The sequence below is a fragment of the Gluconacetobacter johannae genome, assembly GCF_014174305.1.
Lineage (GTDB): Bacteria > Pseudomonadota > Alphaproteobacteria > Acetobacterales > Acetobacteraceae > Gluconacetobacter > Gluconacetobacter johannae.
This window is the reverse complement of record NZ_JABEQH010000005.1, coordinates 62682-86409: the sequence shown is the minus strand read 5'-3', so window position 1 is coordinate 86409 and position 23728 is coordinate 62682. Positions and strand designations below refer to the sequence as shown.

20 protein-coding genes and 1 pseudogene are annotated in these 23728 nt (G+C 65.0%); 7 read left to right on the top strand and 14 right to left on the bottom strand.

Features of this window, described 5'->3' with window-relative positions; translation table 11 throughout:
- Position 1 precedes the first annotated feature (1 nt).
- Positions 2-3316: a hybrid sensor histidine kinase/response regulator gene (locus tag HLH21_RS04750; protein WP_182941837.1), complete on the bottom strand. Its 3315-nt coding sequence runs from the start codon at positions 3314-3316 to the stop codon at positions 2-4.
- Positions 3317-3674: 358 nt separating this feature from the next.
- Here HLH21_RS04750 and HLH21_RS04745 point away from each other — a divergent pair, with 358 nt between their 5' ends.
- On the top strand, positions 3675-6116 hold the full coding sequence (locus HLH21_RS04745) for a TonB-dependent receptor (protein ID WP_246379237.1): 2442 nt from the start codon (positions 3675-3677) through the stop codon (positions 6114-6116).
- Positions 6117-6190: 74 nt separating this feature from the next.
- Here the strand turns inward: HLH21_RS04745 and ureG are convergent, their stop codons facing one another.
- The 11 genes from ureG to HLH21_RS04690 form a co-directional block, all read right to left on the bottom strand.
- On the bottom strand, positions 6191-6814 hold the full coding sequence (gene ureG / locus HLH21_RS04740; RefSeq protein ID WP_182941833.1) for an urease accessory protein UreG: 624 nt from the start codon (positions 6812-6814) through the stop codon (positions 6191-6193).
- On the bottom strand, positions 6811-7560 hold the full coding sequence (locus HLH21_RS04735; RefSeq protein WP_246379234.1) for an urease accessory protein UreF: 750 nt from the start codon (positions 7558-7560) through the stop codon (positions 6811-6813). The genes ureG and HLH21_RS04735 overlap by 4 nt, the downstream gene beginning before the upstream one ends.
- Entirely contained in the window at positions 7481-8014 is a 534-nt protein-coding gene (locus HLH21_RS04730) for an urease accessory protein UreE (protein WP_182941831.1), read from the bottom strand. The genes HLH21_RS04735 and HLH21_RS04730 overlap by 80 nt, the downstream gene beginning before the upstream one ends.
- Positions 8014-9720, bottom strand: coding sequence for an urease subunit alpha (gene ureC, locus HLH21_RS04725; protein WP_182941829.1), 1707 nt, complete (start codon positions 9718-9720; stop codon positions 8014-8016). Before ureC ends, HLH21_RS04730 begins: the two co-directional genes overlap by 1 nt.
- Positions 9720-10061 carry an urease subunit beta gene (locus HLH21_RS04720; protein ID WP_182941827.1) on the bottom strand — a complete coding sequence of 114 codons (342 nt, stop codon included), beginning with the start codon at positions 10059-10061 and terminating at the stop codon, positions 9720-9722. Before HLH21_RS04720 ends, ureC begins: the two co-directional genes overlap by 1 nt.
- Positions 10045-10347: an urease subunit gamma gene (locus HLH21_RS04715; protein WP_182941825.1), complete on the bottom strand. Its 303-nt coding sequence runs from the start codon at positions 10345-10347 to the stop codon at positions 10045-10047. The genes HLH21_RS04720 and HLH21_RS04715 overlap by 17 nt, the downstream gene beginning before the upstream one ends.
- A gap of 19 nt (positions 10348-10366) precedes the next feature.
- Complete coding sequence (locus tag HLH21_RS04710) at positions 10367-11218, bottom strand: urease accessory protein UreD (protein WP_182941823.1); 852 nt, start codon at positions 11216-11218, stop codon at positions 10367-10369.
- Entirely contained in the window at positions 11215-11631 is a 417-nt protein-coding gene (locus tag HLH21_RS04705; RefSeq protein ID WP_182941821.1) for a hypothetical protein, read from the bottom strand. Before HLH21_RS04705 ends, HLH21_RS04710 begins: the two co-directional genes overlap by 4 nt.
- Before the next feature lie 152 nt (positions 11632-11783).
- The gene (locus HLH21_RS04700) at positions 11784-13232 is read right to left on the bottom strand and encodes an agmatinase family protein (RefSeq protein ID WP_182941819.1); all 1449 of its coding nucleotides are present in this window, start codon (positions 13230-13232) and stop codon (positions 11784-11786) included.
- Entirely contained in the window at positions 13229-14737 is a 1509-nt protein-coding gene (locus HLH21_RS04695; protein WP_182941817.1) for an agmatinase family protein, read from the bottom strand. Before HLH21_RS04695 ends, HLH21_RS04700 begins: the two co-directional genes overlap by 4 nt.
- A 175-nt stretch (positions 14738-14912) precedes the next feature.
- The gene (locus HLH21_RS04690; protein WP_182941815.1) at positions 14913-15971 is read right to left on the bottom strand and encodes a DMT family transporter; all 1059 of its coding nucleotides are present in this window, start codon (positions 15969-15971) and stop codon (positions 14913-14915) included.
- Between the two features lie 312 nt (positions 15972-16283).
- Between HLH21_RS04690 and HLH21_RS17265 the strand changes: the two are divergent.
- The 6 genes and pseudogenes from HLH21_RS17265 to HLH21_RS04665 form a co-directional block, all read left to right on the top strand.
- Positions 16284-16613 (top strand): annotated as a pseudogene (locus tag HLH21_RS17265) (tetratricopeptide repeat protein); the annotation flags it as partial.
- Positions 16614-16848: 235 nt separating this feature from the next.
- Positions 16849-17613 (top strand): BatD family protein, encoded by a 765-nt coding sequence (locus tag HLH21_RS04685; protein ID WP_182941813.1) that lies wholly within the window; start codon positions 16849-16851, stop codon positions 17611-17613.
- Entirely contained in the window at positions 17516-18949 is a 1434-nt protein-coding gene (locus tag HLH21_RS04680) for a DUF3300 domain-containing protein (RefSeq protein ID WP_182941811.1), read from the top strand. The genes HLH21_RS04685 and HLH21_RS04680 overlap by 98 nt, the downstream gene beginning before the upstream one ends.
- Positions 18936-19889, top strand: a complete 954-nt coding sequence (locus HLH21_RS04675; RefSeq protein WP_182941809.1) for a DUF2950 domain-containing protein — start codon at positions 18936-18938, stop codon at positions 19887-19889. Before HLH21_RS04680 ends, HLH21_RS04675 begins: the two co-directional genes overlap by 14 nt.
- Before the next feature lie 45 nt (positions 19890-19934).
- On the top strand, positions 19935-20345 hold the full coding sequence (locus HLH21_RS04670; RefSeq protein WP_182941807.1) for an HAD family hydrolase: 411 nt from the start codon (positions 19935-19937) through the stop codon (positions 20343-20345).
- An 883-nt stretch (positions 20346-21228) separates the two neighbouring features.
- Positions 21229-22002 (top strand): SphA family protein, encoded by a 774-nt coding sequence (locus HLH21_RS04665; protein WP_182941805.1) that lies wholly within the window; start codon positions 21229-21231, stop codon positions 22000-22002.
- Positions 22003-22183: 181 nt separating this feature from the next.
- Here the strand turns inward: HLH21_RS04665 and HLH21_RS04660 are convergent, their stop codons facing one another.
- Positions 22184-23074: a sulfurtransferase gene (locus HLH21_RS04660; RefSeq protein WP_306414185.1), complete on the bottom strand. Its 891-nt coding sequence runs from the start codon at positions 23072-23074 to the stop codon at positions 22184-22186.
- A gap of 21 nt (positions 23075-23095) precedes the next feature.
- A complete protein-coding gene (locus HLH21_RS04655; RefSeq protein ID WP_182941803.1) occupies positions 23096-23710 on the bottom strand; it encodes an NIPSNAP family protein in 615 nt (204 codons plus the stop codon).
- Positions 23711-23728: the final 18 nt, after the last annotated feature.

Here is a 23728-nt window from a genome sequence, read left to right as displayed (position 1 = left end):
GTCAGGACTCCGCATCGTCGATGATCCTCCCTACGCTCCGCAGGTCGAAACGCTCCAGATGCTCCTTGAGGACGGCAATGAAGGCCCTGTCGCCGTCGGTCCCGGCCACCAGTTCCGCAGTCAATGCCTCGGCCGCGCGGACATGGCCCATACGCGCCGCCCGGCGCAGCTCGCCCAGCTGCTGCCGCAGTCCGGGCGAGGCGCCAGGCATCGCCGTCGCGGGCTCCGGCGCCTCGGCATATGTCCATTGCAATGCCAGCACACGCCCGATCATACCCAGAAGCACATCGACATCCACCGGTTTTGTCACGAAACCATCGTGCACGGCCAGCCCATCCGCCCCGGTGCTGAATTCCGCCGCGTTCGCCGACACCATCACGATGCGAAGCCCCGAGCCGGCCAGCGCGCGAAGCCGCGACGCGATGATCCATCCATTGTCGCCGGGCATCTGGATATCCAGCAGCACCAGGTCGGGCGACAGGCGGGCCACCAGGTCCAGCGCCTCCGCCCCGCTGGACGCGTCATGCACCTGAAAGCCGAGCGGGGTGAGAAGCCCGTCCAGAAAGCCGTGCTGGCGCAGGTCGTCATCGACCACCACCACCTGGCGCCGCACCCCCTGATAGCCGACGATCCTGTCGCTGGACGCGGTGCCGCCCACCTGATGGACGGCCGGAAGCATCAGGGACAGCCGGAAGGTGCTGCCCACGCCCGGCGTGCTCTCGGCCGTGATGTCGCCACCCAGGATCCGCGTCAGGACACGCGTGATGGACAGCCCCAGCCCTATGCCCGGCTGGGGGTGGACCTCCGCCTGCCGGCCACGCTCGAACGGCTCGAAGATCCGCTCGAGGTCCTCCGGATGAATCCCTGTGCCGGTATCGGAAATCTCGATCCGGGCGACCTCGCTGCGATATCGGACCGATACGGTCGCACCCCCCTGCCGGGTATATTTCACGGCGTTGGACAGCAGGTTAATCACGATCTGCCGGAACCGCTTCTCGTCCGTCTTCACATGCGACGGCAGGCGGTCATGAATGACCAGGTCCAGCGTCAGCCCCTTGGCCGCCGCCTGCATGCGGAACATCGCCACCAGATGATGCAGCAGGGCCCGGATCGGGACGATATCCGAGCGCACCTCCACCACTCCGCTCTCGACCCGCGAGATATCGAGAAGCCCCTCCACCAGGTTCGTCAGATGCTCGGCGGACTGGCGGATCACCCCGCCGACCTCGACCGGGGCCACCGCGCCCCCGCGTTCGAGAAGCTGCGCGTAGCCGTAGATCGCATTCAGCGGCGAGCGGATCTCGTGGCTGACGGCCACCAGGTAGCGGGTCTTGGCCGCATTGGCGGCCTCCGCCGCGTCCCGCGCCTTCTGCAGCGCCGCATCCGTCAGGATGTGGGCCGCGACCTCCTGGCGCAGCATGGCGGTCTGCTGCCGCGTCTCGCGCTCGGCCGTGCGCCGGCTGTTATGCGCCAGAACGAACAGCCACGCCACGATCCCCGCCGGAACCTCCAGCGCCACGAAGATCTGCTCCAGGTCCCGCCGCAACGCGCCGGACGCGCCCTCGCCGAACGTGACCCAGTAGAACACGACGCCGAGAATGGCGTTGAAGCCCAGCATGATGACAAGGAAATGCGCCACGCTGCCGTCGAGATAGCGCCCCGCCTCGCTGGGAAGCACGCGGCGCAGCAGGTCGCGGGCCTGCTGGACGATGTCGCTGTTGTCCTTGCACTGGTCGTGGCAGCGGCTTTCCAACGTGCAGCACAGCGAGCACACCGCCCCGCGATGGAACGGGCAGGACACGATGTCCGCCGGTTCGTAGACGATGTCGCACACCGTGCAGCGCAGGTCCGACGCATAGGCCTCGGGCGGACGGGCGATATAGAAGCGTCCGCGGGTGGCCAGGGCGATCGCGGGCGCCGAAACGAACGCCACGGTCAACCCCAGCAGCGGCGCGAACGCCTGCGCGGTCTCGCCCAGCACCCCGGTCAGGGCCGAGGAGGAGGTGACGAGGGACAGCGCCATCGCCCCCACCCCCACCGGGTTCACGTCGTACAGATAGGCCCGGCGGAATTCCACGCCCCTGGGGCTCAGGCCCAGCGGCTTCGAGACCATGAGGTCGGCCGACAGGGCGCCGATCCAGCCGGAAGCGAGATTCGCGTACAGGGCCAGCAGCGTGGACATCGTACGCAGGATCCCCGCCTCCATTATCAGCAGGGCGAGCACCGCGTTGAACACCAGCCACACCACGCGGCCGGGATGGGCGTGCGTCAGCCGCGCGAAGAAGTTCGACCAGGCGATCGACCCCGCATAGACATTGGTCACGTTGATCTTCATCTGGCAGGCCACGACAAAGACCAGCATCAGGGCCAGCGCGACATCCGGCCGGCCTGTCACCTCGCCGAACATGACCGCATACATCGCGGGCGGGCTGTCGGCCTGGGCCAGGCCGACATGATGGGCCAGCGCGAACACCGCCAGAAACGAGCCGGCCGCCAGCTTCAGCCCGCCGATCACCCCCCATCCCGGCCCGCCCGACAGCACGGCCGCCCACCATCGCAGGTCCCCGCCCCGCGACGGCCGGCGGAGGAAGCGCAGATAGTCCGCCTGTTCGCCGATCTGCGGCAGAAGTGACAGGATGGTCGAAAGAGCCAGGCCGAACAGGATGAGGTTTCCGCTCCCGCCGCCATCCAGCACGCCCTGTGCATGCGCCCAGGCCGCAACCGCCGCCGGCTCGGACATCAGGACCCAGGCCAGCGGACCGAACTGCAGGACCAGCCATATCGGCTGCGTCACAAGCTGCATCCGGGTAATGGCCTTCATGCCGTACAGCGCGATGGGCACCACGCCGAGCGCGCTGACGACATAGGCGAGCGAGACCGGCAGCCCAGTCGCCAGGCCGATGGCGAACGCCATGATGCTCGCCTCGACCGCGAACAGCAGGAAAGTGAAGCTGGCATAGATCAGCGAGGTCACCGTGGACCCCAGATAGCCGAACCCCGCGCCGCGCGTCAGCAGGTCCACATCCAGCCCCTCGCGGGCGGCGCAGATGGCGATCGGCGCACCGATCACCAGAAAGATCACCGTCGCGGCCAGGATGGCCGTCATTGCGTTGACGAATCCGAACTGCAGCGTGATCGTCCCGCCGATCGCCTCGCAGGCAAGGAAGCTGGCGGCCCCGAGCGCGGTGTTGGCGATCGTCCAGTGGCTCCACCGCCGCCCGCGCGACGCGGTATGGCGCAGCGCGTAATCCTCCAGCGTCTGGGTATTGACCCACTGGTTGTACGTCCGGCGCTCCGGCTGGACCGGACCGCTCATGCGACGGCGCGCCCCGCCGCCGGCGGCGACGATGGGGGGATGGACCCGCCCTGGGTCCGGCGCGGGAAGGGAACGGCCTTTTTCATGACACGGCGATGATACAGGCGCGCCCGGCCCGCCGCCAGAGATCGCGTACGCCGGGCTTTGGGGGGAGGTTACGTCAAATGACCCATATCAGTCTTGCAACGAAATCCTTACACAGCGAGACTGAACAGGAAGGAGCAGGCTCCCCTTCCGCCAAGAAAGCCGCCCGCGCGGGCGGGCCGCGTGACCCGATGCTCTGGAGGAATGAATGAAAGGCCTTTCGGCGAAAAGAACCAGGCTGCTTTGCGCCACGATCCTGATGAACTGCGCCCCGATGGGGCTCATCATCGCGGCGTCGCCGGCCGATGCCGCCGATGTGGCCCCGGCCAAGGCGCGTCAGGGAGCAGGCAAGAAAGCCGCCACGCCGAAAGTCGCCGCCGCCCCGGCCATGACCCAGACGGCATCCGCGACCGGCCCGACAGCGGCGGCCGCACGCCCCACGGCGACGAACGCGCCCGCGGCCGGGCCCGAACAGGTGTACGTCACCGCCACGCGCCGCCGCACGCGGCTTGAGGATTCGCCGATCAATATCTCGGTGCTCGACAACAAGACGCTCCAGGCCGAGCGCATCACCGACATCAAGCAGTTCAGCGCCTTCGTGCCCGGCCTGACCGTCACCGACACCGGCCCGGGCAACGCCGGCAACATCATCATGCGTGGCCTGTCCTCGGGCAACACCAGCACGACCGGCAATTTCAGCAACAATGCCGTCGGCGTCTATCTGGGCGAGGTCCCGCTCTATACCGACTTCAAGCTGATCGACATCAACCGTGTCGAAGTGCTGCAGGGTCCGCAGGGCACGCTGTATGGTCTCGGCACGCTGGCCGGCGCCGTCCGCTACATGCCCAACCGGCCGGACACCGAAAAATGGTCCGCGGACATCGACGGCAAGACCTTCGGCATGGCGCACAGCAGCGATCCGGGCGGCGAGATCAACGGGACATTCAATATCCCGATCCTGAAGGATCACATCGCCTTCCGCACGGTCATCGGCTACTACAACGATCCGGGCTGGATCGATTACAACCATGTGCTGAAGGATCCGGGGGTTTCCAGCCCGCAGCCGGGCAATGAATCCTTCGGCACGCCCGCCCAGCAGCGCGAGAATTTCAACCGCTACAAGGACGTCAACTACGACCACACCTTCACGACGCGCAACCAGCTCCTGCTGCAGCTCAACCCCAACATCAAGGCGTACCTGACGTACGCGCATCAGGAAACGAAGACCGCCGGCCAGCAGGCCAACGGCGCGGGCGTGATGGGCACAGGCCATGACGAGGGGCCGTGGCGCTATCTCGAGCCGGTCGACCGCACGTCCGATCTGTACAGCGGCGAACTCAATTTCAACATTCCCGGCATCATGCAGATCGTCAGCACGACGGCCTACACGCAACAGAATATCCACCAGACCGAAGACAACACCGACCTTCTGATCGACCTCGATTACGGCTACCAGGCTTTCCCGAACTTCTCGTCCTACGCGAATAACCAGCGCAAGTACCGCCAGTTCAACGAGGAACTGCGCCTGGTCTCCACGCACAAGGGGCCGTTCAACTGGGTGGTCGGCGGCTTCTACAACCAGCTCAAGACGTCCTATCTGCGTCAGGAATACGTGCCGGGCTATTCGGAATGGGCCGGCTACGACCGTCCGGACGAGCTGGAATACGCGTCGTTCGTCTACACTACGACGACCGAGAAGGCCGTCTATGGCGAAGGCACCCTGCATCTTCTGAAAAACCTGCAGGTCACCGGCGGCATCCGTTATTTCAATTATGACGCCACGGTCGACGGCGGCACGGCCCTGCCGCTGTTCCAGGCCTATCCCGGCGTCAGCTACAACGAGCAGCGCGGTGCGACGGGCGCGGACGGCGTCATCTGGAAGGCGAACATTTCCTATCGCTTCAACCCCAACGTCATGGCCTATTTCACCTACAGCACCGGCTATCGCGTCGGCGGCGTCAACCGCGTCGCCCCTTGCACGCTGCCCGTCGATCCCAGCTCGCAGCATGCCTGCGCCCTGCCGAACGAGATGAGCTTCCAGCCGGACCGGACCCGCAACGAAGAACTGGGCATCCGCGCCAACTTCTTCCATCACCGGGTCATGATGACGCTCGCGGGCTTCCATATCGACTGGCTCGACGTACAGGTGCCCAGCCGCACGAAATACGGCAATGTCGGCATCACCGCCAACGGCGCGCAGGCCGTCTCGCAGGGCTTCGACGCCACCGCAAGCTGGAAGGTCACGCCGAACTTCTCGCTGACCGCGACCTATTCCTATACCGACGCGCACCTGACCCGGACCACGCCGGACCTGGTGAACGGCCTCTACACCGCCTATGCCGGCGACCGCCTGCCGGGCTCGATGAAGAATTCGGGCAGCCTCATCGCCAATTACGTCATCCCGCTCAAGAACGAACGCAACATCGTCGTCAACTGGGCCACGACTTATAACGGCAGCATCTATTCGCATGTCGGCCTGCGCGGCTATGGCGAGAAGATCCCCAGCTACGTCACCCATCGCGCGTCGGTCACGTACAACACGAAGAAATGGAGCCTGGATTTCTTCATCAACAACATCTTCGACCAGTACGCCGTCACCGCCGTCAGCAACGATTACGGCTCGGTGCGCTCACGCGACGGCGTGGTGGAACGGTACTATGCCTATGGCATGCTGACCCCGCGCACCTTCGGCATGGAAGGACATATCCACTTCTGACGGGCGACATCCCGATCGCGCCCACCCATGGGCCGCCCGGATCGCGGGCGGCCCTTCTTTTATGCGGCGGGCGTTCAGGCGACGCGCAGGCCGCCTTCCTCGATAATGAAGCGGGCAATGCGCTCCACCCCCTCGCCCGCGCGGATATTGGCGAAGACGAAGGGCCGCTGGCCGCGCATCCGGCGGCTGTCACGATCCATCACCCCCAGGTCGGCCCCCACATGGGGCGCGAGGTCGATCTTGTTGATGACCAGGAGGTCGCTGCGGGTGATGCCCGGCCCGCCCTTGCGGGGGATCTTGTCGCCCGCCGAAACGTCGATGACATAGATCGTCAGGTCGGCCAGTTCGGGGCTGAAGGTCGCGGCCAGATTGTCCCCGCCGCTTTCCACAAGCACCAGGTCCAGCACCGGAAAACGCGCGCACAGTTCCTCGATCCCCGCCAGGTTGATGCTCGCATCCTCGCGGATCGCGGTATGGGGGCACCCGCCGGTCTCGATTCCCATGATCCGCTCGGGCGGCAGCGAACCCGCCCGCGTCAGGAATTCCGCATCCTCGCGGGTATAGATGTCATTGGTCAGGGCCGCGATGTCGTAGCGATCGCGGAAATGGCGACACAGCGCATCCATCAGCGCCGTCTTGCCCGTCCCCACGGGGCCACCGATTCCGACGCGGAGCGGGCCGCGATAGCTGTCCGTCATGTGCGAAAAAGCCTCGTTTCCTGTGTTTCGTGATGCATGGCCGCCAGATCCGCGCGAAAGCACAGCCCGCCCAGATCGGCGATACCCTGCCCCTGCGTCGCGGCAACGGCCGCCGCGATCGGCCGCTCGAGCGCCGCCAGCGCGCGCAGCGCGTCGGTCTGCCCCAGCGGCACCAGCCGGACCGCCGCCGAGACCAGCCCCGCCGTCACGGCGCTGGCACTGGCGACCAGCGTATGGTGTTCCCCGGCCCCGCAGGCGCCCAGGGCCGCTCCATGCGCCACCGGCAGCGGCCAGGCGACACCCGGCGTGCCGCGTCCGGCAATCTCCACCCCCCAGACCGCGACACCGCGCAGGAACGCCTCGCCCTGGCGCGTCGTTTCCTCCCACCGCTCCCGCGACGAGGCCAGCGCGCAGCCGATCCGGGTCAGCGACACCAGCGCCGCTCCGTCGCGCGCCTGCCAGGCGGCGCGGACAAGGATCAGGTCGTTACGCAGGCTGCCGCAGGACAGCAGATCGCCGATCCAGTCCACCAGCGTCGCCACATCCGTGACGTCCCCGGCCTGGACGGCCCATTCCAGACCGTGGCTGTAGGCGAACCCCCCGGTGGGAAAGGCGGGCGACAGCCAGTTCAGCAGCCGCGCGAGCGTCGCATCGTCCACCGGCAGGTCAGGAATGGGGATGCGGGCCGTGCCCATGGTCATGATGGTCGTGGTCGTGATGCCCATGGGCATGAGGGTCGTGCCCATGCGCGTCGTGGCCGCCCCCATGGCCGGCATAGGCTCCGGTTTCCGGATCGAACGGCGCCCGCAGCGGTGCGATGGTCCCGCCCAGCCCGCGCACCATGTCGGCAATCACATGGTCATCGCGGATCAGGATCCGCGTAGGCTCGATCATCGCCGGCAGGTGGCGGTTGCCCAGATGCCAGGCCAGGCGCAGCAGCCCATGCCCATCCGGCGCCGTGACCTCCAGCAGCGATTCATCCAGCGCCGCGACCCGCGCCACCCCGCCATCGTCCAGCAGCAGCCCGTCGCCCGCGACCAGCAGCCGCGCCTGCGGCAGGTCGAGCAGCACCCGCGCGCCCGATTGCAGCTCCAGCACCTTGCGGCGGCGATGACGGCCCTCGTAATCGGCGCGAAACAGGTCGCTCTCGCGCGCAGGCTCCCACGTCCCGGCGGGAAGGATATCGACGACGCGCCGCATCAGAACAGGAAATAACGCTGTGCCATGGGCAGTACCTCGGCAGGTTCGCAGGTCAGAAGCACGCCGTCGGCGCGCACCTCGTAGGTTTCGGGATCGACCTCGATCACGGGCATGGCGTCGTTATGGATCATGCTGCGCTTGCCGATGCCGCCGCGCGTGTCGGACACCGCCGCCAGGCGGCGCTTCAGCCCCAGCCGCGTCCCGATATCGTCCTCCAGCGCGGCGCCGGAGACGAAGGTGACACAGGTCGCGCTCAGCGCGCCGCCCAGGCTGCCGAACATCGGCCGCCCGTGGATGGGCTGCGGCGTGGGGATCGAGGCGTTGGGGTCACCCATCAGCGCGTACACGATCGCGCCCCCCTTTATGACCAGTTCCGGCTTCACGCCGAAGAAGGCCGGCTCCCACAGCACCAGGTCGGCCAGCTTGCCGACCTCGATCGAACCGACCTCGCGCGCCAGGCCGTGGGCAATGGCCGGATTGATCGTGTATTTGGCGATATAGCGCTTCACGCGGCTGTTGTCGGCCGCGCCGTCGCCGGCCAGCGCCCCGCGCTGCAGCTTCATCTTGTGGGCGGTCTGCCAGGTGCGGATGATGACCTCGCCCACCCGTCCCATCGCCTGGCTGTCCGACGACATCATCGACAGCACGCCCATGTCGTGGAAGATATCCTCGGCGGCGATCGTCTCGCGCCGGATGCGGCTCTCCGCAAACGCGATATCCTCGGGCACGCTGCGGTCCAGGTGATGGCAGACCATCAGCATGTCCAGATGCTCGTCGAGCGTGTTGATGGTGTAGGGCCGCGTGGGATTGGTCGAGGACGGCAGCACGTTGGGCAGCGCCGCCACCCGGATGATGTCCGGCGCATGGCCGCCGCCCGCGCCTTCCGTATGGAAGGCATGGATGGTCCGGCCCTGGAACGCGGCGATGGTGTCATCCACGAAGCCGCTCTCGTTCAGCGTGTCCGTATGGATCATGACCTGCACGTCCATCCGGTCGGCGACCGACAGGCAGCAGTCGATGGCGGCGGGCGTCGACCCCCAGTCCTCATGCAGCTTGAGGCAGCAGGCCCCCGCGCGTACCATCTCCTCCAGCGCCTCGGGGCGCGAGGCGTTGCCCTTGCCCGCGAAGGCCAGGTTGACCGGCAGCCCCTCCGCCGCCTGGAGCATCCGCGCCAGATGCCACGGGCCGGGCGTGCAGGTCGTCGCCGCCGTGCCCGTCGCCGGGCCGGTGCCGCCGCCCAGCAGGGTGGTGACGCCCGACGCCAGCGCCTCCTCCACCTGCTGGGGGCAGATATAGTGGATATGCGCGTCGATGCCGCCGGCGGTGACGATCCGGCCTTCCCCGGCCACGATTTCGGTGCCCGGACCGATGATGATGTCCACGCCCGGCTGGATGTCGGGATTGCCCGCCTTGCCGATGCCGGCGATCCGCCCGCCCTTCAGGGCGATATCGGCCTTCACGATCCCCCAGTGGTCGATAATCAGCGCATTGGTGATGACCGTGTCGGCGGCCCCCGCCGCATTGGTGACCTGGGATTGCCCCATCCCGTCGCGGATGGTCTTGCCGCCCCCGAACTTCACCTCCTCGCCCTGGACGGTGAAATCCCGCTCCACCTCAACCAGCAGGGCGGTGTCCGCAAGGCGGACCCGGTCGCCGGTCGTCGGGCCGTAGGTCATGGCGTAGTCGAAGCGTCCGATCCGGGCCATCAGTCCAGTTCCCCCATCACCTGGGCACGGAAACCCACCACCCGGCGCCCGCCCGACAGCGGCACCAGTGTGACATCCATCGCCTGTCCCGGCTCGAAGCGCAGCGCGCCGCCCGACGGCACGTCCAGCCGCCACCCCCGCGCCTGCGCGCGGTCGAAGGCCAGCGCGGGGTTGGTCTCGGCGAAATGGTAATGGCTGCCCACCTGGATCGGCCGGTCGCCGGTATTGGTGACGCGCAGCGTCCGGCGCGGCCGGCCGGCATTGAGTTCGATCTCGCCGTCCGGGGTGATGATCTCGCCGGGGACGGCCCCCGCGGGCAGGGCGTCAGCGAATCGGGTCATGGACCGTCACCAGCTTCGTGCCATCGGGAAAGGTCGCCTCGACCTGCACGTCCGGGATCATCTCCGCAATGCCCGCCATGACCTGGTCACGGGCCAGCACGCGCGCGCCCCCTTCCATCAGGTCGGCCACGCTGAGGCCGTCACGCGCGCCTTCCACAACATAATCAGTAATCAGCGCGACCGCCTCGGGATAATTCAGGCGTACCCCGCGCTCCAGCCGCCGTCGGGCCACGTTCGCCGCCATCGCGACCAGCAGCTTGTCCTTCTCGCGCGGAGTCAGCTTCATCCTTCCCCTCCAAACCGCCTTATTGAAGACGCCATGTCACCGGGGCCGGATACCCCCCGCGCAACAGCGCCGTGATGCGGCGGGCCAACTGCCGGACGTTCATAGCTTCATTCCCCAGCAATCGCACGACCAGCACGTCATTCCAGGCCGATGCCGCCCCCGCGACGGCGGGTCCCGCTCCGGCGATGCACGCCCTGGCCTCCTCCAGCCAGCGCGCCACGTCGGGCGCCGCCATCGTGATGGTATGCATCACCCCCGCGCCCGACGCGACGGCGCGCCGCGACAGCAGGGCCCCGAACGGGCCGTCCGCCCGAAAATTCTCCATCAGCGCGGGAATGCCGTCCCGCCGGATGGCCAGCCGGTCCCGGCAGACCAGCCGTTGAACCGTCTCGCCGGACGCCACGCGGCCGAACACGCGGCATTCGCTGGCCAGGAATGTCGCGGCCGACGGCATATCGACGATCAGGTCCCGCGCCACCACCCCGCCGTCATAGAAGATCGTCTCGTGGGGCAGCCAGTCGAGCCGCGCCCCCGCCTCGATCCGGCAGCGGGTGACGATCCGCGTCGGTCGGTCCGCCGCGCGCGCGCCATAGATCCGCTCGGACGCCTGGGTCGTGACGATCAGATGAGCCCCCGCCCGGCACAGGATGCCGCCCACGATCCGGTCCCCGCCGGCCAGACCGCCCGAAACATTGACCAGCACCGCCTCGACCCCCGGCGTGCGGACGCGCGGCACCAGCACACGGCAACAGCCCGACTGCCGCAGCCGCACGAGGCTCGAACGCTCGCCCGCCTTCCTCGCCTGGATGGCGAATCCGCCGGTCGCCCGCTGGAGCGGCGCCGCGTCGGCGTCCACGACCGACAGATTCACGGCCGCCGGGCGGGCGGCACGCGGGGGGCATGACAGGTTGCACGGGTAATGATCTCGACCATGGTGCCATCGACATCCTTCAGGTCCCCGGCGCTGAAGGTCTGGCGCCGGCGGTCGAACGTCGCCACCAGCGTCCCCGACCGGGCGACGACCTGCGTCGGGCTGAACAGGACGGTGCAGTCATCCGCCAGGCAGATCGGGCGCCCCGCGCCGCTGGCCGGATCGGTACGCACCCAGCTTCGGGCCGCGTCATCGAACACGAAGATCGCGTCGAACGGATCGCTCTTTTCGGCCGACATGCTCCGCGCCGTCGTGGTGCCGGAACACGCAACGGTCAGCGGCCGTGGCGCGGCGACAGCCTGGCCGCACAGCAGGGCGGCCGCGACCAGGCACGTGCCCCCCGTCCGTCTCAACGGGCCGTACCCGGTTATCCTCCGCCCCATCACGCCCCCTCTTTCGCATGCTGCCCATCCGGCAGAAACAGGCGATACCATTTCACCGCGACCGATGCCAACGCCCGGACCGATGGGGTCCGGGCGCGGACGACGGGCGGGCCGGGGCGCAATCAATGCGCGACGGCGGACTCCACCGTCAGGGCGCTGTGATAGTTCGCGCCCTTGACCCCGAGCTTACGCATCGCGATGCCGGTGAGGCAGGCATTCATGATCTGGTCGGCATTGAGCGCCGTGGCGTAGCTGAGGTCGAGATAGGGGGCCACGTCCAGCATCGCGAAACCGACGACCTTCGTCTCCGCGCAGATGCGCCGCACCAGCGGCACCGCCTCGCGCATCGTCAGGCCGTTCGCCGCCGGCCGACCCGCGCCCGAGGCGTAGGCCGGGTCGAGGGCGCTGATGTCGAACGACACGAAGACGTTCTGCGGGCCGCTCTCGATCTCGCGCAGGGTCGTATCGACCACGCTCTGCCAGCCGCTGGTCTCGACCTGCGCCATGGTGTGGTAACGGATGCCCTTCGACTTCATCCAGTCGAAATCCGCCGCGCTAAGGCCCGGACCGCGCGTGCCGATCTGCACGACGCTGCCGCCCTTGACCGTACCGCTTTCGATCAGGCGCGAAAGCGCCTGCTCGTCCGAGTAGAAATGCGCCTGGTCGCGCGCGACATCGTTATGCGCGTCGATCTGCACCAGCCCGACATTCCCTGCCCCGTAGTGATCGGCCATGGCCGTCACGGTCGGGATCATGACGGAATGATCGCCGCCGACAACGAAGGGAACGACCTTCGCGTCCACCATCTCGCCCACCATCTGGCGCACATGGTTGACCGACAGCTCCACGCTCATCTTGTCGACGGCGAAATTGCCGTAATCGGCGAGGTTGAGCACCAGCCCCGGATCGACCCCGGCATAGACGTCGAAATCGCCCAGGCCGTACATGGCCCGCATGACGCCCGGCGCATTGTGCGCGTCACGCCAGCCGCTGCTGAACCCCAGCGGCACGCCGACGAACGCGACATCCACCTTGCCGGCCACCAGGTCATCCTTACGCAGCGCAAGCGGCGCGCCGGCAAAGGTCGGGATGCCCTGGGATTCATACATGTAGCGCCGGACGCTGAACGGGCCGGGCGCGCGATGATGGGCGTCCAGCGCCGGGGGACGCACGACCGCCATGCTGTTGAAGCCGCCGGCAGCCGGGTTGAGCTGCACCGCCGCCATGTCGCCATCCGGGTCCAGCGCCGAACGCCCCGGCTCCGCTGGGCCGTGCGAGGGCTGGAACCTGTCCGCCGCGATCGTGGCCATCATGGCGGCCACCGTCGCGCGCGCCGCCTGCGGGTCCTTGGCGGCGAGGATTTCGGCCACCTTCTCCCGCGTCAGGCCGAAGCGCTCCAACGTGGCGGAATCCGCGACGAACGCCTTCTGCTCGGGCGTCAGCGCGTCGATCGAGGCGTTCGCCACGGGCGCTGCATGAGCGGCCGGAACCAGGGCGGGCGCCAGGGTGGCGAAAGCAAGCGCCGCCAGTGCGGCGCGGCGCTCGGCCCGAAAGGACATGCGATTGCTCACTGGTTCGCTCCCTTGCCCTTCGTGGCGTAGTACTTGTCCTGCCCATGCTCCGAGGAGAGCGGGCTGAAATAGTTGGCCTGGGTGATGCCCTTCTTGTGCATCGCGATACCCGTCAGGCAGCTGAAGAGGATCGTGTTGGCGTTGAGCGCGCTGCGATAGGTCGGATCGAGCGCCGGGGCGAGTTCGACAATGTCGAAGCCCACGACATTCGCCTCGGAACAGAGCCGGCGCATGATCGGAATGGCCTCGCGCATGGTCAGGCCGCCGGCGACCGGGGTGCCCGTGCCCGGCTCGAAAGCCGGATCCAGCACATCGACGTCAAACGAGATCCACAGATATTTCGTGTTCTTCTTGGCCTCCTGGATCGCACGCTCCATCACGGCGTCCCAGCCATGCTTCTCGACCTCGGCCATCGTGTGATAGCGCATGCCGATCAGGCGCTCCCACTCGTAATAATCCTTCGAGTAATGCGCCCTGATGCCGACCTGGATATAGTCCTCGGGGCGGATATGCCCTTCCTTCATGGCGCGGTAGATCGGCTGGCCATGATCGAGCAGATGGATGCGTCCCCGCCCCGTATCGAGGTGGGAATCGAAATGGATGACGCCGACCTGACCCTTGCCGTAGACATCCGCCATGGCCGCGACATCCGGATATTCCAGGCTGTGATCCCCGCCGATGACGACGGGGATCGACCCCGCCTTGGCAATCTCGCCCACCATCCGGCGCACTTCCTGCACGCTGCGTTCGGTGCTGTTCTGGTCGACCGCCGCATTGCCGTAATCGACGATGTTCAGCACCTCGCTCGGCGCGATCATGCTGGACACTTCCGTACCGCCCGTGCCGTCGCGCATGACGCGGATCGCGTTCGGGCCGTGCTGTGCGTCACGCCATCCCGACCCCATGTCCAGCGGCGCGCCCATGATGGCGACATCCACCTTGCCGGCCTTCAGGTCCTCGGGCGTCAGCGCGATCGGCGAACCGGCAAAGGTCGGCAGGCCGGTGTTGTAGCCGTGCATGTACCGCGAGGTCTGGATCGGCCCCGGCTCGCGATGCGGGTCCAGTTCCGCCGGCCGCCGCAAGCGCCAGTCATTGAAACGCGGCGATGTCGTATCGAACGGAATGGTCTCCGGATCGACCCCCTTGTGGAACTGCATCTGGCCGTAGACCGTCATGACGGTATCGACATAATCCGCCAGTTCGCGGGGCGACGAGGTCTCGCGGATCTGCCGGAAGAGCTGGCTGGAGGGAATGACGGACGAGGTCTTTCCACTCTTGAGGAAGTCGATCCTGTCCGCCGGCAGGTCCTTGAGGCGCGTCATGACGTCGGCGGGAATCTCGAGCGGATCGAGCTTCATCATCCCCGGCGTATAGGCGTCGATATATTTGGGAATCTCGCCGGGCTTGGTGGGCGGCGCTTTCGGAAAGGCGGACGAGTCGGCCGGTGGCGCCGCAATGACGGGGCTGGCCGCCAGAGCGGGCAGCACCAGTGCCGCGGCGGCCATGAGTGCAAGACGTGTTCTCATTCAATGCCCCAGTTGCAAGATCGTCACACATGTTCCGCCACGCCCAGGCCAGACCCGCGGATCACCTCACCTTGCTCATGCGGGGGCGAAATGAACATGGGGTATTTGACGCAGACAGGAAGGCGGCCTTGGCCAGCGCGGCAGGCCGCGACGCTCAGTGCGTCCCTGAATGGCCATGGCGATGGTGCAAGTCGGGAAAATGCGCGTGCTTGTGAACCAACGGCCGATGCTGATGCCGGTGCGTGTGCGGCTCGCCCGGTGGGTCATCCGGCCCATGTTCATGCTGATGGTGCGCGTCATGCCGGTGGCGATGCTCATGTTCCAGCGCGTCGTGGACATGCTCGTGCTCATGCCGTTCAGACACGTGCAGCCACAATCCCCAGCCCATCAGGCCACCCGCGATCAGGAGCCTGGCCGAAAAGTGATCCCCCAGCATGAAAACGGCCAGTACCGCGCCGACGAACGGGGCCAGCGAGAAATATGCTCCGGTTCGCGCGGCTCCCAGATCGCGCAGGCCCAGTACGAACAGCACGAGACTGACACCATACCCCAGGAAACCGACCAGCCCGATGGCGAGCAATGACGTGGCGGAGGGAAAGGCGGCCCCCGCCGCAAGTGCCAGAGACAGGTTCACCGTGCCGGCCACCAGTCCCTTCAGCATGGCGATCTGCACTGGATCCGCCGACGACAATTTGCGCGTCAGGTTGTTGTCGATACCCCAGCATAGACAAGCGCCGGCGATGAACAGAGTACCCTGATCGAGCGACGCCTGGCCCTTCCAGGAGAGAAGCGCCGCGCCGGCCAGGATCGCAAACGCACCCAGCATAAGCCGCCGGTCGACATTTTCCCGAAAGCCGATCCACGCGATCGCCATGGTCGCCAACCCCTCCAGGTTCAGAAGCAGGGAGGCGCTGGCCGCATCGGTTCTGGCGAGACCAAGCATCAGCAGGAGCGGGCCGCCGATGCCACCGGAAAGAATTACCAGTGCAAGCCACGGCACGTCCGACCGTCGGAGGGGCGCTTCAACCGCCGGCAACCGGACCATCGACCGGCTGAAGTGCACGCCCGCCAGGCCGATGCCCGCCCCCAGATAGAGCAACCCGGCCATCATCCACGGGTCGACCGCACCCAGAAGAAGCTTGGCGAGTGGGGTACTGGCACCGAACAGAACAGCGGACAGCAGGGCAAACAGGGTACCGGCAGGATTATTCATGCAGTCATATTATCCCAATGCGGAACGCACATCGACGATATTGCCCACGGCGGTTCCACAGCACCGCGATGACCGTTGGTCCATGCGGACAAAACGCGAGTCCCCGCTCGAAGGCAGCGCGAGCAATGTAAGAAGGATGGGGGAAACCAGGCCGCCGGTCACCACCGTCGCAAGCGGGCGACGCGCTTCCTGCCGCTATCGCCGACGCACGACAAATGCTGTCGGAAAGTGGGCAAGGGGGGCGCGATATTCGTGCTGGCGGACGAAGTGGTTCCCACGGCCCGCTTTCCCAATCAGGGCCTCCCGATCTCCATGGCCCTTGCGGGATTCAGTTGGCACGATGGTTGGCGCGCGCTCTGGGCAACGGCGGACCAGAGAGGCGCACTCCTGCTTCGACATGGCAGGTTCGACCGCGCTGCCGACGTCTTCGCCGATCCGGTCTGGCGTGGTGTCGCCCTGATGAAGGCAGGTCGCTTTGTCGAGGCAGAACAAAGCTTCGCTCTGTCGAAGACCTCGGTGTCGTCTTACGATCGAGGAAATGCGCTGGTGATGCTTGGAAAATATACGGATGCGGTCCGGCAGTATGACCAGGCGCTGGCGATGCGGCCGGGATGGACAGACGCCGTTGCCAATCGCGCTCTGGCTCTCGCCTCTCTCACCTCCAGGGCGAGCAGACAGGGCAGGAACGGGTCGTGCCCGATGAGAGATATCGCCGGGATCGGGATCGTGACGACCATCCCGCACCTGATGACGCCGCGGTTCCAGCCATGGCGGATGACGCGATCCGCGCCCTGTGGCTACGCCGTGTGCAAACCAGGCCGGCAGATTTCCTGCGCGCCCGATTCGCCTGCCAGCTTGAGCAGCAGGGAACGGCTCCATGATACAGGCGTTGGGTATCCTGATCGTTTGCCTCATGTGCGTACAGTATGCCTGTGCTCAAACGATGCTGCTGCGCGCCACGCGCGAGCCTGTGGGGACCGTTATGGTCGGCCAAACTGTGCATATCTTTGCTGACGTCCTTTTTCCGGACGAAATGGCCTATCCTCCGCGGGTCGCATCGCCTCGCGTGGAGGGCGCGCAGGTATTGCGGTTCGAAAGCCAGGCAACGACGATGGGGCCGGGTCTCTCTCTTGAGGCTATCGTGCCACCCGGGTTCGATCCGGCGGAACCGATTGTGGCCTCCCCCGACGTGACGCTGACCGAGAGTTGGGCGCCCTTCCCTTCTGGCACATTCCACGTCGGTGATGCGCTGAAGAGAGTGGTCACGCGGCGCGCAACCGACGTACCGGGGCTTGCGCTCGCGGCGCTGGATTTTGTTGCTCCCCACATATCGGCACGCCGCGCGGCATGGGGCGGTGCCGAGCGGATCGCCTTTCGGAACCTGGAGCGCGCGTGTCGAACCGCCGAGCCGAAAGCCACCTTTCGGGCGCTGCAACGTTGGATCGCTTGCCGGGTGGGTGAATCGTCCTCTCCGCAACTGAACGCGCAAACCGCCATTCTGGAAAGGCATTTGTTCGGACCATCCCGGGGCCGGAACCGTGGCGATGCTCGTCGCCTGGGTCAAGCGGCGCAACTGCTCCGACGCCAACGTCATCACAGGAAGACAATCAACGCACTTCCGCCACTCAACCCGACTTCGTGAAACGCTGCATAAAGGAAGCGCGATCATGCAACGTCAATGGCTCCCCATACTGACGACAGCGCTGGCTCTGAACGCTGCATGGCTAAATTGTGCAGAAGCCCAGGCCGGCCCTGCCCCGGTGCAGCAGCAGTCCGGGGCGGAACAGTTCGACATGGAACAGATCGACGCGCTGCTTGCGCCCATCGCCCTGTACCCGGACACGCTGCTCACTCAGATGTTGATAGCGTCGACATTTCCGGTGGAAATCGTCGAAGCCGAGCGTTGGGCGTCCGATCCGGCGCATAAGTCGCTCAAGGGGGCCGCGTTGACCAAGGCACTCGATGCGCTCGACTGGGATCCGAGTGTGAAGTCTCTCATTCCCTTCCCGCAGGCGCTTTCACAGATGAACGGCAATCTCGGTTGGACCCAGCAATTGGGATATGCGTTTGCAAATCAGCAAAAAGACGTCCTGGACAGCGTACAGAGACTTCGCCGTCAGGCGCAGGCGCAAAAACATCTGCAATCGACCCCGCAGCAGACCGTGCGGACGCAAGCCCCATCGGAGGGCGGGTCTCAAGAGACGATCATCGTCGAACCGGCCCAACCCGACGTGGTCTATGTTCCAACCTACAGCCCATCGACCGTCTACGGCCCGTGGCCCTACCCGACATATCCTCCGGTCGAAGCCTCTCCCGCGCCGGCTTACGTGGCAGGCACCGCCCTTCTCGGCGGCCTTGCCTTCGGAACAGGGGTAGCCATCAGCTCTTCGCTTTGGGGGTGGTCGAGTCCGAACTGGAACCATGGCAACGTCAATGTGAACGCCAGTCGCTACAATAACATCAATACGAACCGGCAGCATGTGACCTCCGGCACGTGGAGCCCCAGTTGGAACCGGACCGGCGGTCAACGGCCGACCAACTTGCAAAGACCCGCCGGTGGACCCGTGGGCCGGCCGGTTCGCAGCACAGGGCTGCCAACCAACTCAATCGGCCGGCGGAGTGTCCCGGTGGCCGGTAACCTCGTTAACAGGCCCACGCCGCAACATCCCAGGAGCTCCACCCCGGCCAACCGGCCAAACCTTAACCCCGGCAGTCGTCCGCAGCCCAGTTTTCAGGGACGCCCCAACAGCGCTGCACTTGGGCAAGGAAGGGGCGGGCAGCGCTTTCAACCGCAAAGTGGCGGCTTTCAGCGTTCTGGCGCGTTTGGTGGCGTTGGTGACGGTGGCCGGACTGGCGCTTTCAGCCAACGCGGCGCGCAAAGTCGGCAATCGGCCAATTTTCAGCGTCGGGGCGGTGGAGGCGGGTTTCAAGGGCGTGGTGGTGGTGGTGGCAGGGGAGGTTTTCATGGTCGCCGATAAAAAAAGAGGCGGACGTCGCTTGGGGACGACGACGCTGGTAGCGCTTGCCATTCTGTATGGCGGCCCCGCCATGGCGCGTTCGGCTCAACCGAGCTTCGCTTCCCCTCAAGACGCCGTAACGGCGCTTGTCGACGCCTTGCAGACGCACGATGCAGGAGCGATCGGCAAAGTGCTCGGTCCCGGCAGCGAGGCGCTTGTTCGCTCTGGCGACGCGGTCAAAGACCGCGCGCAAGCCATGAACTTCCTGCAGGCTTACGACGCCGGTCATAAGATTACGCCAATCGCGCCGGATCGGATGGTCGTTCAGGTGGGTCCAAGTGACTGGCCGATGCCCATTCCCATCGTTCGCACCTCGGGAAGATGGCGATTTGATTCGCGTACCGGCGCGCAGGAGATCATCAATCGTCGTATCGGCAGGAACGAAATAGCAGCCATTCGTATATGCCTTGCCTATGTCGACGCCCAACACGCCTATTTTGATATGTTCAGGCAGGCAACGGGCACCGGGGTTTACGCCATGCGGCTGGCAAGCACCCCCGGAAATTACGATGGTCTTTATTGGCCTTCGACCCCCGGCATACCCGAAAGCCCCCTCACTCCGCTCTTCGTAACTGCGGTGTCCGAGGGCTACTCCAGCCAGATCGACCCGAATAATCCAGTGCCGTATGAGGGATATCGGTATCGTATTCTGACTGCGAGCGGCGCCGGCGCCCCCGATGGCGCCAAATCTTACATTCGCGAGGGGAAGATGGTTGACGGATTTGCCTTGATCGCGTGGCCCGCGATCTATGGCGCGTCGGGGATCATGACCTTCATCGTCGGCAAGGAAGGCGTCGTATTCCAGCAAGATCTTGGCCCGGATACGTCGTCGCGCGTCGCGCGCATTGTCACGTTCAATCCCGACCTCGACTGGACAAAAATTGAAACGCCCGGCGAGTGAGCGGGCACCGTCCTGCTCCGCCGCAAACACGACGGCGCGCCTGTATTGTTGCAGATCATCGGCTCTACAATCAAAACACGTTACCAGGTGTCCGCGGGCGGAACGGGCGAATTGTTTCGTCTGCCCGCGGTCGATTTTGTAGATGACGGAACCGGAAAACCGGAAGCCATCGGCAAATTCGTCGGGCGGCGGCCAATCGTTGCATTTGGCAACTCGGACGGCAACTTGCGGATGCTGCAATACACGACCAGCGGATCGGGTCCCCGTCTTGGTCTGATTGTGCATCACGATGATGCGACACGAGAAGTTGCGTACGACCGCAACAGCGACATCGGGCGGCTCGCCAAAGCGCTGGATATGGCGGGGCTGGCCGGTTGGGTCGTGGTGTCCATGAGAAAATACTGGAATCAGGTATTTCCTGCCCACGACGGCTGGCAGACAGACGGCTCCAACTGAACCACACGGTGTGCCGTCATCCATGATTTACCCGATTTCTTTTTTGGAGCCGATATCGTTCGGTACATGCCTTGTTAGCACACGCAACCAGGCCGGAGCGGAGATATGAATATCTGTCCCAACCGAAATCGAACCCCCCGCGTCAATCTGACGCGGGTATCCCCATTCCCCGGAATGGTCCCCGAGTCTGCGATTGCGGACAGCGGCTCTGTTCAATCCCGGCAGCCCCACTTGTCGGCGCCTCCGCCGGCAACCGCCGTATCGTTTGGAGCGTTATTCCGACATTCAAATTCTCGACCGACAACAAAACCAATGTCGTGAAGGACAAATACCGGATTGATCCAACTGCGGCCGTCGATCCAAATGGGCAGGCGAAGACAGGAAGATCTTGGCATTCGACTGGTAGCGTGACGGAAGCAATATCATCATGCTTCCTTTTGGCAGGCATTTCCCACCTTGTGTTACTTGGCCCATTACCGGTCAAGCCAGGCATTCAGCATGAGGAGACCGTTGTTTACCCAAACCGGGCACTTTACGACGACAATATTGTTCGTCTTGCCATCGTTCTAATATTTCCCAGCTTAATATCCATCAAGCTGACTTAGGTAACTACGCCTCGCTGGTGAGGTCCCTATGCGTGTTCTGGCGGTTTATCTGACCCGCGCGGCCGAGGTGATCCAGGCTGCGACAGGATATAGGGAGGGAGAGCATGGGGATTCGGACATACGCATGGTGCAGCACCATGCTCGTGGGAGCGACATCAAGTGTGGCGCTACCCTCTGCGATGGCGACGGAGGGTGGCGCCGGTCATTACATTGTGGGCGCCTACGCGACACCCGGGGCGGGTATTCTACCTCCGCAACCGGGATTGTACTGGTCGGACGTGAATCTTTATTACGATGCAGGAACACGTAAGTCTCAGGACATTCCCGTAGCCGGGAACGTGGTCACCGGTCTTGACGCGGCTTTCAGCAGTTTTGCACTGAGTGCAATCTATGTCTCCAACCTTCATCTCGGCCCCGTCGCGTTCGGCGCCGGGATCACCTTGCCTGGGCAATACCTGGATGCGAGAGGCAGTATCGGCCGGCTATCGAGATCAGACACCAGCGGCGGGCTGGGAGACATGATCGTTACGCCGGTGATTCTTGGCTGGCATAGCAGGGGGCATTTTCTTCAGGGCAGAGCGGACATATTCGCGCCCACGGGCCCCTATAATCGCGGCTCGCTCGCGAATATAGGCACGAACTACTGGACCTTCACGCCAACAGTGGCCTACAGTTGGATACAGCGGAAGATCGGTCTCGATATTTCCGCAAATGTCGGCATCGATATCAAAACGACAAGCGATAAGACCAACTATCGGAGCGGCGCTCTGCTTCACCTCGATACGGCAGCAACCAAAACGATCGGGACTGCGGGCCCGGGTCTCGGGTTGGCTGGTTCCATATTGTATCAGATAACCGACGATACCGGCGTTCTCGCGATTCGTCTGGGCGGTTTCCAGGGGCGCTCATTTGCAGTCGGTCCCGTGGGTCGCTATAGGTTCAAGCTCGGCGGCATCGCGATCAACAGTTCGCTTCACTGGCTCCCTGAGTTCGCCGTTCGGAAGCGGCACAGCGGAAATGCCGTGTACCTCAGCTTCGCCGGCAGATTCTAAGCCGGGTGTCTGTTGATTTGCGCTGATCTTGATCCGATCGCCGTCTCCCGCCTCGCCGGCAGCCTCAGGTGCCGGGCCTCGGATTGCAACTGCGTGGTAACGAACGGGATTCGTCTACGTCGCCCGCGTCATCGACGTCCTCGGATGACAGCACCATGTGCACCGGCTTTCCTTGTCCGGCTCAAAGCGTCGCGATCGGCGTATCCGGCAATGAACCCCATTCTGCCCACGAGCCATCATAAACCGCCCCGCGCGGAAAGCCCGCCACCACGAGTGCGGCCGCCAGAACACAGGCTGTCAGGCCGGATCCGCATGTCGTGATGACCGGCTGCCCCCCGTCCACACCTTCCTGCTCCAGCCGGAATCTGATATCCGACGCGGGCAGAAAACGGTTTTCGGCGTCGAGAAGTTCACCAAAGGGAACATTCCGCGACCCCGGAATATGGCCGCTCCTGACGCCGGGACGTGGCTCCTTCGCCGTTCCCGCAAAACGTGCTTTCGATCGCGCGTCGAGAATAACGGCATCGGGCGTACCCGACAGAGACAGCACGTCCCCCAGCCCCTTGAGACGGCTATAGCGCGGGCTGGCATGATAGGTCTTCGACACGGGCGCGGCCGCCGGGCCGCTTTCCACAGCACCGTTGACCCGGCTCCACGCGGGCAGACCACCATTCAGCACACGGACATTGGCATGACCGAACAGGTCGGCCAGCCACCAGCCCCGGCATGCCGACGCGACACCCGTCTGGTCGTAGAAGACCACCTCGGATGACGCCTCGATGCCCAGATCCCCGAACAGCCTGCCGAAACGCCCCTGACTGGGCACCATATGCGGCAGGGTCGTGTCGGGATCGGAAAAGCATTCGATATCGAACCGGCGTGCCCCCACGATCCGGCGCACCCGAAAATTTTCATCCGGATCGAACGATTGTCCCGGCAATACGGATGTCGCATCCAGAATGACAAGATCCGGGCGCCCGATCCTGACCATCAGTTCTTCGGCTTCGATCAACAAGGACATTCGCTTTTCCTTTCCTCTCTTCCCGAGCGGAGACACCGGAAAATCCCGCACACTCCGCCCTTCGGTGGCCTGTCAACGCAAGGGTGAAAAGGCAACCGGAACCACTACTTGCGACCGCATGTCCTCGGTCAGAAAGCCTGCCGAGCCGCGTGGCGGCCAGATACCTGCCGCAACCGCTTCCCGGCGGATGCGTGCACGCTCATCAAGGCTGCCGTAAGGCCAGATATGTGCAAACCGCGCTGGCCCATCCAGACTATACATCGCCGTCAGCAGAGGGGAGAGCGGCGTCCGGCCGGGCAACGTCTTCCTGAAACCCTCGGCGACATCGGACAGATGGCCCGGACGGACATGGTAAGTCCGTATTTCGTAAACCTTTCCATATTCGCCGGGCTGGACACAGGGCAGAAACGGCAGGCCGCGCCAACTTTGGTACGAAACGTCGCGGACGCCGATCGCCCTGTCGGGAAAGAGACCCGATTCAAGCAAAGCCTGCCTTGCCCCCGCCAGATCGTCCATCAACACGAAGGCGCGCAGGATGATGATCTGGTTCAGCGGCCCGATTTCGCTCACCCAGCAGCCAAGGAAGGTTCCACCGTCATTCAACGACAGAAGCAAGGGATGAAGATCCGCCAGAACCTTCGTCTGTGTCCCCGGCAATACAGTGACCGTAATGGTTTCATACAGCATCTGATACCCCTGCCGCCG

Excerpts from the sequence above, each read along its gene's own strand:
- HLH21_RS04750 (WP_182941837.1), bottom strand. The coding sequence starts at position 3,316 with ATGAGCGGTCCGGTCCAGCCGGAGCGCCGGACGTACAACCAGTGGGTC.
- HLH21_RS04745 (WP_246379237.1), top strand. The coding sequence starts at position 3,675 with ATGGGGCTCATCATCGCGGCGTCGCCGGCCGATGCCGCCGATGTGGCC.
- ureG (WP_182941833.1), bottom strand. The coding sequence starts at position 6,814 with ATGACGGACAGCTATCGCGGCCCGCTCCGCGTCGGAATCGGTGGCCCC.
- HLH21_RS04735 (WP_246379234.1), bottom strand. The coding sequence starts at position 7,560 with ATGGGCACGACCCTCATGCCCATGGGCATCACGACCACGACCATCATG.
- HLH21_RS04730 (WP_182941831.1), bottom strand. The coding sequence starts at position 8,014 with ATGCGGCGCGTCGTCGATATCCTTCCCGCCGGGACGTGGGAGCCTGCG.
- ureC (WP_182941829.1), bottom strand. The coding sequence starts at position 9,720 with ATGGCCCGGATCGGACGCTTCGACTACGCCATGACCTACGGCCCGACG.
- HLH21_RS04720 (WP_182941827.1), bottom strand. The coding sequence starts at position 10,061 with ATGACCCGATTCGCTGACGCCCTGCCCGCGGGGGCCGTCCCCGGCGAG.
- HLH21_RS04715 (WP_182941825.1), bottom strand. The coding sequence starts at position 10,347 with ATGAAGCTGACTCCGCGCGAGAAGGACAAGCTGCTGGTCGCGATGGCG.
- HLH21_RS04695 (WP_182941817.1), bottom strand. The coding sequence starts at position 14,737 with ATGGCCGCCGCGGCACTGGTGCTGCCCGCTCTGGCGGCCAGCCCCGTC.
- HLH21_RS04690 (WP_182941815.1), bottom strand. The coding sequence starts at position 15,971 with ATGAATAATCCTGCCGGTACCCTGTTTGCCCTGCTGTCCGCTGTTCTG.
- HLH21_RS04685 (WP_182941813.1), top strand. The coding sequence starts at position 16,849 with ATGATACAGGCGTTGGGTATCCTGATCGTTTGCCTCATGTGCGTACAG.
- HLH21_RS04680 (WP_182941811.1), top strand. The coding sequence starts at position 17,516 with ATGCTCGTCGCCTGGGTCAAGCGGCGCAACTGCTCCGACGCCAACGTC.
- HLH21_RS04675 (WP_182941809.1), top strand. The coding sequence starts at position 18,936 with ATGGTCGCCGATAAAAAAAGAGGCGGACGTCGCTTGGGGACGACGACG.
- HLH21_RS04655 (WP_182941803.1), bottom strand. The coding sequence starts at position 23,710 with ATGCTGTATGAAACCATTACGGTCACTGTATTGCCGGGGACACAGACG.